Genomic DNA, 10,551 nt, shown 5'->3' with positions numbered 1-10,551 from the left:
TGGTGATCGTGGGAGCGCCCCACTTCTTCTCCAGCACGACGTTGCGGCCCTTGGGGCCCAGGGTCACCTTGACGGCGTCAGCGAGCTGGTTCATACCGCGCTCGAGACCGCGCCGGGCGTCCTCGTCAAACGCGATCATCTTGGCTGCCATAAGGCTAGACCTCCCAGATACAGGGTGGCGTGTCCTGGACCGAGCCGACGCCCGCGACGGCACGAGCCTGCATCTCCGTTCGGCAGACCCCATCGTCTCGATCCGAGTTGTTGGCACTCTGCCACACAGAGTGCCAACGAACTGTTTAGCACTCTACCCTGCCGAGTGCAAGCGGAGCACTCCGCCCTAGGGGTTCCCGCCCAGGTCAGTCCGGTTAAGTCGTCTGTACGGCGAGCCGCCCCGTGCGTGCAGACATGTCCCGCCGCAGGTACAGGGAGCTGCAACCTGCGGTGGGCCGCTGGACGCGGCCCGCCGTACCGAGTCGGCGAAAGAAGGTGGCCGGCTCGCACGGACTGCGCTGCCGTGCGATGCGGCCGGTGCATACCAGTGATGTGAATCAGACCGCGCGGACAGACTCTGCCTGCGGTCCCTTCTGGCCCTGCGTGATCTCGAACTCGACGCGCTGCCCCTGTTCGAGAGATCGATACCCGTCCATCATGATCGCTGAGTAATGGACGAATACATCCTTACCACCGTCTACCGCGATGAAGCCGTAGCCCTTGTCCGCGTTGAACCACTTGACGGTGCCCTGCGCCACTTCCGACTCCTCTTACTGGGCTCACAGATCTCGCCCATTCCTCCGCGAGACCCGTAATCGCATGACTTAAGGGAAAATCAGCCAGACGATCGCCCTCGACCATACCTGTGGCACGGGGTTTGGCAACAGAGTCAATCCACAAACGACGCATTTCTTCGCATCGAGGGTCGTTCAACGTTGAATAGGTAGGGAAAAGGAGAAGGCGCCCACATGGGGCGCCTTCAAGGATGTGATCTACCGCACTCAGCCGCCCGCGACCGCCGGGATGATAGAGATCTGAGTGCCCTCAGGGGCGGGAGTGTCGAGCCCTTCGGCAAATCGGACGTCCTCTTCCCCAACATAAACGTTGACGAAACGCCGAATCTTGCCCGATTCATCGAGAATTCTCGCGCCGATCCCCGGGTAGTCGGAGTCGAGCTTGGCCAGCACGTCACGAAGAGTCGCGCCCTCGCCACTGACTTCCGCGCTGCCCCCGGTGTACGTGCGCAGAATGGTGGGAATCCGCACAGAGACGCTCATGGTTATCTTGCCTTTCCTGGTTGTCAGACAGCCGCGCGGAACGCGTCGAGAGAGGGCCGGATCACGGCGGTGGGCTGGGCGGACTCGCCGGTGATCACGTCGAGCGTCTTGAGCCCGTCGCCGGTGTTCAGCACCACGGTCTCGGCCTCGGGGTCGAGCTGACCCGTCTCGACGAGCTTCTTGAGCACGCCCACGGTCACCCCGCCCGCGGTCTCGGCGAAGATGCCCTCGGTCGAGGCCAGCAGCTTGATCGCGGCCACGATCTCGGGGTCCGTGACGTCCTCGACGGCCCCTCCGGTGCGCCGGGCGATGTCCAGCACGTACGGGCCGTCCGCGGGGTTGCCGATGGCCAGTGACTTGGCGATGGTGTCCGGCTTGACCGGCTGGACGACCTCGTGCCCGGCCTTGTAAGCCGTCGACACCGGCGAGCACCCGGCCGCCTGCGCTCCGAAGATCTTGTAAGGCGTGTCCTCGACCAGGCCCAGTGCCACCAGCTCTTTGAAGCCCTTGTCGATCTTCGTGAGCTGTGAGCCGGAGGCGATGGGGATGATGATCTGCTCGGGCAGGCGCCACCCGAGCTGCTCGGCGATCTCGTACGCGAGCGTCTTGGAGCCCTCGGCGTAGTAGGGCCGCAGGTTGATGTTGGTGAAGCCCCACTTGTCACCCAGCGGATCGCCGATCAGTTCGGAGCAGAACCTGTTGACGTCGTCATAGGTGCCCTCGATCCCGATCAGCTTGCCCCCGAACACGCGGGCCATGGCGATCTTGGCCGCTTCCAGGTTGGCCGGGATGAACACGCAGGCGTCGAGCCCCGCCCGCGCGGCGGCGGCCGTGACCGCGCCCGCGAGGTTGCCCGTGGAGGAGCAGGAAAGCGTGTGGAAACCGAAGTTGCGCGCGGCCTCGACGGCCATGGCGACCACCCGGTCCTTGAAGGAGTGGGTGGGATTGCCGGAGTCATCCTTGACGTACAGGGACTTGATGCCGAGCGTCTGCCCGAGGTTGCCCGCCTTGACCAGCTTGGTCCAGCCCGGGTTCATGTTGGGCTTGCCGGCCACGTCGGCCGGCACGGGCAGCAACGAGCGGTAGCGCCAGATGTTCGCCGGTCCCGACTCGATGTCCGCGCGGGTCACGTTGCCGAAGTCGTAGGCCGCTTCGAGCGGCCCGAAACACTCCAGACAGGCGAAGCTCGGACCGAGCGGGTAGCGGGCGCCGCACTCGCGGCAGGTGAGAGCGACAGCAGGACCAAAGTCGAGCGACATGAAGCGAGGCCTTCCCTCATCTTCGCCCGCGGCCACCTTGACCGCGAACCGGAATTGGCACCTGTCCCGGTCGGCCTCGCCACGTCGCGAGTCACAAGCCGGGAGGGTTGCCGGGGCTTCGCAGGGCCGGTCCCTCCACCCCTCTGGATGAGCAATATTCAGTTGTTGAAAGGGACTCTACCCGCCCCAGTAGCCGAAAAGGCCATCCGTCTCAGCAAGTGAGACGTGAAGTCTCAGCGATAGTCCTCGCCCAGCACGCCCTGCACATATTTGCGGGCCTGGTGAATGCGCGACTTGGCGGTGCCGAGCGGGATGCCGAGCTGCTCGGCCACCTCGTTGTAGTCGAGCTGGACGATGTCGCGCAGCACCAGCGCCTGCGCCAGGTCGGGCTTGTCGGCCTCCAGCGCCTCCATCGCGTCGAGCAGGTCGAGCCGGGAGCCGGCGATCACGCTCACCCGCCGCGCGTCGGGCTTCTGCACCGGCAGCTCGTCCGAGGTCTGCTCGGCCGCCCGGCGCTTGAGCGACCGGTACGTCGTCCGCGCGCAGTTGGCGGTCACGATGTGCAGCCAGGTGCTGAACCTCGCCCGCCCCTCGAACCGCCCGATGTTGCGGGCCACGGCCAGCAAGGTGTCCTGGGAGGCCTCCTCCGCATCCTGGTGATAGGGCAGGATCCGGGCGCAGTGCCGCATCACATCGGGCTCGATCCTGGCCAACAGCTCGCCAAGCGCGCGATGATCTCCAGCTGCGGCGGATCGGGCGAGTTCCTCGGTTAGCTCATCAAGCGCCATAGCTGGGATCCTATGATCGAAGGGAGCCTTCATGAACAGCGTCCTGGTGGCCTCGAACAGAGGGCCGGTCTCCTTCACCGTCTCCGACGACGGCGAGCTGACCATGAGGCGAGGCGGCGGCGGCCTGGTGTCCGGGCTGTCCGGGGTGGCGAAGAAGGACGGCGTCCTGTGGGTTTGTGCGGCGCTGTCCGACGACGACCGCAGCGCCGTGCGCCTGTCTCCCGGCGGCCGGATCGACCACGCCGGTTACGATACCGGGCCGCTGCGGATGCTGGACATCCCGCCGGCCACCTTCCACCGCGCCTACAACGCCGTGGCCAACTCCACCCTGTGGTTCGTCAACCACCTGCTCTACGACATCCCCAACGCGCCCAACTTCGGCACGAGGTTCGCGCGTGAGTGGGAGTCCTACCGCGACTACAACGGCGCGTTCGCGCTGGCGCTGGCCGAGGAGGCCGGGCACGGCGCCCGGGTGATGGTGCAGGACTACCACCTGACACTGACCCCGGCGATGCTCCGGGCCGAGCGGCCCGACCTGCGCATCGCGCACTTCAGCCACACCCCGTGGGCGCCGCCCGAATACTTCTCCCTGCTGCCCGACGAGGTGGCCGGAGAGGTCCTGGAGGGCATCCTGGGGGCCGATCACGCCGGGTTCCTGACCGGACGGTGGGCGGGGGCGTTCATGGACTGCTGCGAGGCGCTGCTCGGCGCCGAGGTCGACCGCGTGGCCCACAGCGTCACCCATGAGGGCAGGACGACCCGGATCGGCGTGCACAGCCTCGGAGTGGACGGCGCGGCGCTGTGGGAGCGGGCCTGCGAGCCGGACGTCGAGTCCCACATGGCCGCGATCAGGGAGCAGGTCGGCGACCGCAAACTGATCGTCCGCATCGACCGCACCGAGCTGTCGAAGAACATCGTGCGCGGCCTGGTGGCCTACGGCGAGTTCCTGTCCGCGCACCCCGAGTGGCACGGGCGTGTGGTGCACCTGGCCTTCGCCTATCCGAGCCGGCACGACCTGCCCGAATACCGTGAATACACCGCCTCGGTGCAGCGCATGGCCCAGGAGATCGAGAACGAGTTCGCCACCGAGGACTGGGACCCGCTGATCCTCAATGTCAACGACGACTACCCGCGCTCGCTGGCCGCGTACCGGATGGCCGACGTGCTGCTGGTCAACCCCATCCGCGACGGGATGAACCTGGTCGCCAAGGAGGGCCCGGTGCTGTCGCCGCGCTGCGCGCTGGTGCTCTCGCGCGAGGCGGGCGCGGCGGCAGAGCTGGGCCCGCACGCGATCGTGGTCAACCCCTACGACATCAGCGGCACCGCCGCGGCCCTGCACGAGGCGCTGGTCATGCCGGAGGACGAGCGCAGGGCGCGCCGCGACAAGCTGTGCGCCGCGGCCACCGCCCTGCCCCCGCAGAAGTGGCTCGCGGCCCAGCTCGACGCACTGGCGTGAGCCTCTACTTCCAGTCGGCGTACTTGAGCGCGTCGGACAGCCCCGGCGTGTTCCACTGGTCGACGACGAGGATCTTGCTCTGCGGCAGGTGCCACTCGCGCTGCGTGAAGCGGGCCCGCACCTTGGTGGTGCTGCCGGAGAAGCTGACGCATTCGGACTTCCAGGCGTTGTAGGCGGCCTTGTGTCCCGCGCCGACCTGGCGCAGGCCGCGCGTGACCTTCGGGCCGATGATCTCGCCCCACTTCTTGTTGACCGGGCAGGGCTGCACGTCGCTCGCCGGGTAGTAGGGCCTCTTGCCCGTGTAGGGGCCGAACCCCTCGGCACCGCGCCTGATGTACGAGGGGCCGAGGACGTAGAAGGCGTCGCACTCGGGCGTGCCCCAGCCCTTGGGCTTGCCGCACTTGCCGGTGACGACCTGGACCACGTCGGCGCCGAAGCGGTGCACCTCCCACTGGATGGGGATGTAGAGGGTCAGGCCGTTGCGCAGCTTCAGCGGCTGGGCGGGCGCGGCGTTCGCGGGAAGGGCGGCTGTCAGGACGGTGGCCGCAGCGACGAAGGCGACGGCAAGGCAACGCTTGGACATGCGCCTGACCCTAGGGACCGCCACTTGCAGATCACTCATGAACGACTGAAACATCGGTCATGAACAGCCAGGAGCCGATCCAGGGTGCGTCACGTCACGAACGGCCGGGAGCCGATCCAGGCGTGCGTCACGTCACGAACGGCGGCGAGCCGGTCCGAGGCGCGCCGGGTCAGGAACGGCTGAAGGCCGACGTGAACTCCTCAAGCAACGCCACGACCCCGTCCGGGCCGTCCACCACGATGTCGGCCCGCTCGGCCAGCGCGGTGACCTCCGCGGACCCGCTGCACACGGTCACGCCGGGCAGCCCCGAGGCGCGTACGGCGTCGAACGCGGCCAGATCGCCCAGGTCGTCGCCTACGAACATGACCGACCTGGCGGCCCGCTCGGCCAGGAACAGGCTGAGCGCGTGCCCCTTGTCCATGCCCGGCGGCCGCAGCTCCAGCACCATGCGGCCGGGCTCGACCACCAGCCCGTGCTTGCCGGCCAGCCGCGCCAGCGGCTCGCGCAGAGTGGCGAGCGCACCCTCGGGATCGGCGCTGCGCCGGGTGTGCACCGCCACGGCGCGGCCCTTGTCCTCGATCGTGACGCCCTGCAGCCCGAGCGAGCCGAGCAGCAGTTGCAGCTCCGCCTCGGCGCGCGGCACGCCGGGCGGGGGCGGCGGCGCGGAGATCCGGCCGTCCTCCCAGCGCTCGAAGCCGTAGTGCCCGAGCACGACGAGCCCAGGCACGTCGGCCAGCCCCGGCCCCAGCTCCAGCGCGGTGGCCGGGGGCCGGCCGGTCACGATGGCCACCGCGAGGACGTGCGCCCCCAGCTCGGCGAGGACCGCGGGCGCCTTCGGGTGGATCACGGCCGTGGCGGGGTCGGGCACGATCGGCGACAGAGTCCCGTCGAAGTCGAGACCGATCACGGCGCCCGCCGGATCCTTCAAGATCGCTTCCATTCCAGGGATGTTCCTCACGCGGCTGCCGTACCCAGCCGGTCAGGGGCGCATGCCAAGCCTTCTTGCCGCGCGGTCGCGCTGACGGGTGGAGCGCAGCCTGCGGAGCCGCTTGACCAGCATGGGGTCCTGCTCGAGCGCCTCCGGCCGGTCGATCAACTCGCCGAGCAACTGGTAGTAGCGGGTGGCGGAGAACCCGAAGGTCTCCTTGATGGCCTGCTCCTTCGCGCCCGCGTGGCGCCACCATTGGCGCTCGAAGGCGAGGAGTTCGAGATCGCGTTCTGAGAGGGGTTGGCGGGACGGTTCCTGGGCAGCATTGTCACCGCTGAGCGGTGCTCCCATGGTGTCCTCCTCGAAAGGGGGCGTGCGACGATCACGTCACACGCACGCGGCCCGTGCCAATCGTAATGTGCCGAGTGCGGCTGTTCACGGCGGATTGGGAGACGTACAGTCACCAAATGTGACCTCAGTAATCACACTCCTCACCGACTATGGGCTTGAAGATGGCTATGTGGCGGCCTGTCATGGAGTGATTGCCGGGATCGCTCCGCAGGCCCGGGTGATCGACGTGTGTCACCTGATCCCCTCCGGGGACGTACGGCGCGGCGCGGCCGTTCTCGCCCAGACCATCCCGTACCTTCCGCCGGGCATCCACATCGGCGCGGTCGATCCCGGTGCGGGCGGCGCCAGGCGCGCGGTGGCGGTCGACGCGGGCGGCCGGGTGTTCATCGGCCCGGACAACGGGCTGCTGTCGTGGGCGGTGCGCGCCAGTGGTGGCGCGCGGGCCGCGTACGAGATCAGCAACGCGGAGCACTTCCTGCGGCCCGTCTCGCCGACCTTCCACGGGCGGGACGTGTTCTCGCCGGTCGCGGGGCGGCTGTCCGGCGGGCTGGAGATCACGGACCTGGGTCCCGAGGTGCCGGTGGACCGGCTGGTCGTGCTGCCCGAGCCCACTTCGCAGCTGCGGGAGGGCTGCGTGGAGGGCGAGGTCGTCTCGGTCGACCGCTACGGCAACACCCAGCTGTCGATCGCGGCCGGTGACCTGCACGCGCTCGGGGTCCAGGTGGGCGACACGCTGGGTGTGTGGCTGGGGCGGCGGCAGCTGTCGCTGCCGTATCGGGAGACGTACGCGGCGGTGCCGCCGGGCGAGCTGGTGGCGTTCGCGGACTCGGCGGGGCTGATCGCGATCGCGGTCAATTCCGGCGACGCGGCGCAGCGGCTGGGGCTCCCGCCTGGAGCACATGTCCGACTTTCGCCGACTCCGTAGTGCGAAAGCCTCAGATCGGAATTACTCCGCGTATCGGTCTGTTTACTGAAGCGTCGGATTACCTCGACGGCTGCGTGTCAGAATGCGGGAGCAGATCGGACGTCCTCTCCTCCCCTTCGAGGTTGACGTGTGCCACTTGTCCGTTGTGCCGCCCTTCATGATGCCCCTCGGGGCACTGACCATGATGCCCCTCGGGGCACTGACCTGATGAGCAGACTCCTCGTCCCGATCCTGCTCGCCGTGCTCGTGGCCGGCATCGCCGCGCCGAGCGCCTCCGACGACGTCGGCGAGGTCGCGCGGGCCCGGCAGTGGCAGCTCGGCGTGCTGCGGCTGCCCGAGGCGTGGCGGGCGAGCAAGGGCGCGGGCGTGGTGGTCGCCGTGCTCGACACCGGCGTGAACGGCCGCCATCCCGACCTGGAGGGCGCCGTGATCCAGGGCCCCGACCTGACCGGCGCCGCCGGGAGCGCGGGGCTGTGGGGGCGGCACGGGACCGCCATGGCCAGCCTGATCGCCGGGCGCGGGCACGGCGACGGGCGCGGCGACGGCGTCATCGGGGTGGCGCCCGCGGCCAAGGTGCTGTCCATCAGGGTCACGCTGGAGAACGGCGACCCGCTGCGCGATAAGCAGCGCTCCGGCGGCGACGCGCTGGCCAAGGGCATCCGGTACGCGGCCGACCACGGCGCCGAGGTCATCAGCATGTCGCTCGGCGGCGGCAGCGGCGCGTGGGAGGGCTCGGCGGAGGAGGAGGCGGCCGTCCGGTACGCGATCGGCAAGGGCGCCGTGCTCGTGGCCTCGTCGGGCAACGACGGCGACGCGGCCAATCGGAAGAACTTCCCCGCCGCCTACCCCGGGGTGATCGCCGTGGGGGCCGTCGACCGGCGGCTCAGGGTGGCGGGCTTCTCCAACAGGCAGGACTACCTGTCCGTGGTCGCGCCGGGCGCGGAGATCGTCACGGCCGACGGCGAGGACTCCTACGTGGTCGGCGACGGCACCAGCTCGGCGGCGGCCATGGTAGCGGGCATCGCGGCCCTGGTCAGGTCGGCGCATCCGGACCTGTCGCCGCACCACGTGCGCGCGGCCATCCAGCTCGGCACCAGACTGCGGCCGGCGGCCGGCTTCAGCCCCGCCTACGGGCACGGGGTGGCCGACGCGCTGCTGGCCCTGCGCGCGGCCGACCGGCTGGGCGTGCCCGCCAGTCCGGGCCCGTACTTCGGCGCGGGGTCGCCGAGCACGACGCCCGCCTCCAGGACGGCCGTGGTGGCGGGCATGCTGGCGCTGGTGGCCACGATGTCGGCCTGGGTGGTCGCGACGCATCGCAGGCGCGGGAGGGATTCAACCTAGCAAGCGCTTGTGTGATACTCCAGGCTATGACATATGCGATCGAGGGCTGGTTCGCCATCGACGCCGACGGGGTCTTCCTGCTGGGCACCAGGTGCGCGGCCTGCGGCACCGTCTGCTTCCCACCCCGGCGCGGGTTCTGCCCCAATCCGCGCTGCGAGGGCGAGGAGATGGAGGTGACCAGGCTGCCCCGGCGGGGGCGCGTCTGGTCGTACACGAACGCCTGCTACCCGCCGCCGGCGCCGTTCGTGGCACCGGAGCCGTACGAGCCGGTGACGCTGGCCGCGGTCGAGCTCGACGGAGCTCACGGAGCGGGCATCGTGGTGCTCGGCCAGGTCGCGGGCCTCACGGTGGACCAGCTCGCGGTCGGCATGGAAGTGGAGCTCACCAGCGGGCCGCTGGCCGACGGGCCGCTGGTGTGGATGTGGAGGCGGGCCTCATGAGCGTGGTGGTGCTGGGCACGGGCATGCATCCGTGGGGCAAGTGGGGCCGTCCCTTCCTCGACTACGGCGTCGCGGCGGCCCGCGCGGCGCTGCGCGACGCCGGGATCGCGTGGACGGACGTCCAGTACCTCGTCGGGGCGGACACGATCAGGAACGGCTACCCGGGATTCGTCTCCGGCGCCTCCTACGCCCAGGCGCTCGGATGGACGGGGGCCAGGATCGCCTCCTGCTACGCGGCGTGCGCGTCGGGCGCCCAGGCCCTGGACATCGCGCGCACGCGGATCCTGGCCGGGCTCTGCGACGTCGCGCTCGTCGTGGGGGCGGACTCGACCCCGAAGGGCTTCTTCAAACCGGTCGGCGGCGACCGCCCGGACGACCCGGACTGGCTCCGCTTCCGCCTCCTCGGCGCCGCCAACCCGTGCTATTTCGGCCTGTACGCGCGCCGTCGCATGGCCCTGTACGGCTCGACCCCCGACGACTTCGCCGCCGTGAAGGTCAAGAACGCCCGCGCCGGGGCACTCAACCCCATGGCCCGCTACCGCAAGCCCGTCACGGCCGAGGAGGTGCTGGCCTCGCCCATGGTGGCCGACCCGCTGCGGCTCATGGACATCTGCGCCACCTCCGACGGGGGCGCGGCGGTGGTGCTCGCCTCGGAGGCGTACGCCCGGCGGCGCGGCGCCACCGGCCTCGTGCGCCTGGCCGCCGTTTCGACCGTCACCCCGACCTTTCCCAACACGGTCCTGGAGCTGCCGGGCTTCGCCACCGACTCGTGTGCCGCCGTACCACCGCCTGAGAGGCCCTTCAGGGCGGCGATCGCGCACGCGGCGTACGAGGAGGCCGGGGTGGGGCCGGAGGACCTCTCGCTGGCGGAGGTGTACGACCTGTCGACGGCGCTGGAGCTGGACTGGATGGAGGACATCGGGCTGTGCCCGCCGGGCGAGGCGGACAAGCTGCTGCGCGAGGGCGAGAGCGCGCTGGGGGGCCGGATGCCGGTCAACCCGTCCGGCGGGCTCGCCTCCTTCGGCGAGGCCATCCCCGCCCAGGCCATCGCCCAACTCTGCGAACTGACCACCCAGCTACGAGGCCGGGCGGGCGCCCGCCAGGTCACGAACGCCCGCATCGCCCTCGCCGCCAACCAGGGCCTCTTCGGCCACGGCTCCGCCATCATCGCCACCACATAGCAGCACGGCGGGCGCGGGGCAGGGGCGCCGG

The 10,551-nt window shown here is 69.9% G+C and carries 12 protein-coding genes and 1 riboswitch; of the genes, 5 read left to right on the top strand and 7 right to left on the bottom strand.

Going from position 1 to position 10,551, the window contains the following annotated elements:
• Window positions 1–548 precede the first annotated feature (548 nt).
• The 4 genes from EJK15_RS19165 to EJK15_RS19150 form a co-directional block, all read right to left on the bottom strand.
• On the bottom strand, window positions 549–749 hold the full coding sequence (locus tag EJK15_RS19165; RefSeq protein WP_068927743.1) for a cold-shock protein: 201 nt from the start codon (window positions 747–749) through the stop codon (window positions 549–551).
• A 243-nt stretch (window positions 750–992) separates the two neighbouring features.
• Window positions 993–1,268 (bottom strand): MoaD/ThiS family protein, encoded by a 276-nt coding sequence (locus EJK15_RS19160; protein WP_138711816.1) that lies wholly within the window; start codon window positions 1,266–1,268, stop codon window positions 993–995.
• Between the two features lie 23 nt (window positions 1,269–1,291).
• Window positions 1,292–2,527, bottom strand: coding sequence for a threonine synthase (gene thrC, locus EJK15_RS19155; protein WP_138711815.1), 1,236 nt, complete (start codon window positions 2,525–2,527; stop codon window positions 1,292–1,294).
• A gap of 13 nt (window positions 2,528–2,540) precedes the next feature.
• A riboswitch (SAM riboswitch) is annotated at window positions 2,541–2,681 on the bottom strand.
• Window positions 2,682–2,760: 79 nt separating this feature from the next.
• Window positions 2,761–3,315, bottom strand: coding sequence for an RNA polymerase sigma factor (locus EJK15_RS19150; protein WP_138711814.1), 555 nt, complete (start codon window positions 3,313–3,315; stop codon window positions 2,761–2,763).
• Window positions 3,316–3,346: 31 nt separating this feature from the next.
• Here EJK15_RS19150 and EJK15_RS19145 point away from each other — a divergent pair, with 31 nt between their 5' ends.
• A complete protein-coding gene (locus tag EJK15_RS19145) occupies window positions 3,347–4,771 on the top strand; it encodes an alpha,alpha-trehalose-phosphate synthase (UDP-forming) (RefSeq protein WP_138711813.1) in 1,425 nt (474 codons plus the stop codon).
• A 4-nt stretch (window positions 4,772–4,775) separates the two neighbouring features.
• Here EJK15_RS19145 and EJK15_RS19140 read toward each other — a convergent pair whose 3' ends face one another.
• The 3 genes from EJK15_RS19140 to EJK15_RS19130 all read right to left on the bottom strand — a co-directional run bounded on the left by EJK15_RS19140 (window position 4,776) and on the right by EJK15_RS19130 (window position 6,633).
• On the bottom strand, window positions 4,776–5,354 hold the full coding sequence (locus tag EJK15_RS19140) for a hypothetical protein (RefSeq protein WP_138711812.1): 579 nt from the start codon (window positions 5,352–5,354) through the stop codon (window positions 4,776–4,778).
• 169 nt (window positions 5,355–5,523) lie between these two features.
• A complete protein-coding gene (otsB, locus tag EJK15_RS19135) occupies window positions 5,524–6,294 on the bottom strand; it encodes a trehalose-phosphatase (RefSeq protein ID WP_138711811.1) in 771 nt (256 codons plus the stop codon).
• Window positions 6,295–6,333: 39 nt separating this feature from the next.
• Window positions 6,334–6,633, bottom strand: coding sequence for a DUF3263 domain-containing protein (locus tag EJK15_RS19130; RefSeq protein WP_138711810.1), 300 nt, complete (start codon window positions 6,631–6,633; stop codon window positions 6,334–6,336).
• A 118-nt stretch (window positions 6,634–6,751) separates the two neighbouring features.
• Between EJK15_RS19130 and EJK15_RS19125 the strand changes: the two genes are divergently transcribed.
• The 4 genes from EJK15_RS19125 (at window position 6,752) to EJK15_RS19110 (ending at window position 10,520) form a co-directional block, all read left to right on the top strand.
• Window positions 6,752–7,558, top strand: a complete 807-nt coding sequence (locus EJK15_RS19125; RefSeq protein WP_240777056.1) for an SAM hydrolase/SAM-dependent halogenase family protein — start codon at window positions 6,752–6,754, stop codon at window positions 7,556–7,558.
• A gap of 207 nt (window positions 7,559–7,765) precedes the next feature.
• Entirely contained in the window at window positions 7,766–8,899 is a 1,134-nt protein-coding gene (locus EJK15_RS19120; RefSeq protein ID WP_138711808.1) for a S8 family serine peptidase, read from the top strand.
• Between the two features lie 26 nt (window positions 8,900–8,925).
• The gene (locus tag EJK15_RS19115) at window positions 8,926–9,339 is read left to right on the top strand and encodes a Zn-ribbon domain-containing OB-fold protein (protein ID WP_138711807.1); all 414 of its coding nucleotides are present in this window, start codon (window positions 8,926–8,928) and stop codon (window positions 9,337–9,339) included.
• Window positions 9,336–10,520, top strand: a complete 1,185-nt coding sequence (locus EJK15_RS19110) for a lipid-transfer protein (RefSeq protein ID WP_138711806.1) — start codon at window positions 9,336–9,338, stop codon at window positions 10,518–10,520. The genes EJK15_RS19115 and EJK15_RS19110 overlap by 4 nt, the downstream gene beginning before the upstream one ends.
• Window positions 10,521–10,551: the final 31 nt, after the last annotated feature.

Origin of the sequence: Nonomuraea basaltis (genome assembly GCF_005893125.1) — a bacterium.
GTDB lineage: Bacteria > Actinomycetota > Actinomycetes > Streptosporangiales > Streptosporangiaceae > Nonomuraea > Nonomuraea basaltis.
Note: the sequence above shows the minus strand (reverse complement) of the source record. Positions and strands in the feature narration are given on the sequence as shown.

What these genes read in the sequence shown, in the direction of transcription:
- EJK15_RS19160 (WP_138711816.1), bottom strand. Translation starts at nt 1,268, where the DNA reads ATGAGCGTCTCTGTGCGGATTCCCACCATTCTGCGCACGTACACCGGG.
- EJK15_RS19150 (WP_138711814.1), bottom strand. Translation starts at nt 3,315, where the DNA reads ATGGCGCTTGATGAGCTAACCGAGGAACTCGCCCGATCCGCCGCAGCT.
- otsB (WP_138711811.1), bottom strand. Translation starts at nt 6,294, where the DNA reads ATGGAAGCGATCTTGAAGGATCCGGCGGGCGCCGTGATCGGTCTCGAC.
- EJK15_RS19110 (WP_138711806.1), top strand. Translation starts at nt 9,336, where the DNA reads ATGAGCGTGGTGGTGCTGGGCACGGGCATGCATCCGTGGGGCAAGTGG.
- thrC (WP_138711815.1), bottom strand. Translation starts at nt 2,527, where the DNA reads ATGTCGCTCGACTTTGGTCCTGCTGTCGCTCTCACCTGCCGCGAGTGC.
- EJK15_RS19130 (WP_138711810.1), bottom strand. Translation starts at nt 6,633, where the DNA reads ATGGGAGCACCGCTCAGCGGTGACAATGCTGCCCAGGAACCGTCCCGC.
- EJK15_RS19140 (WP_138711812.1), bottom strand. Translation starts at nt 5,354, where the DNA reads ATGTCCAAGCGTTGCCTTGCCGTCGCCTTCGTCGCTGCGGCCACCGTC.
- EJK15_RS19120 (WP_138711808.1), top strand. Translation starts at nt 7,766, where the DNA reads ATGAGCAGACTCCTCGTCCCGATCCTGCTCGCCGTGCTCGTGGCCGGC.
- EJK15_RS19145 (WP_138711813.1), top strand. Translation starts at nt 3,347, where the DNA reads ATGAACAGCGTCCTGGTGGCCTCGAACAGAGGGCCGGTCTCCTTCACC.
- EJK15_RS19115 (WP_138711807.1), top strand. Translation starts at nt 8,926, where the DNA reads ATGACATATGCGATCGAGGGCTGGTTCGCCATCGACGCCGACGGGGTC.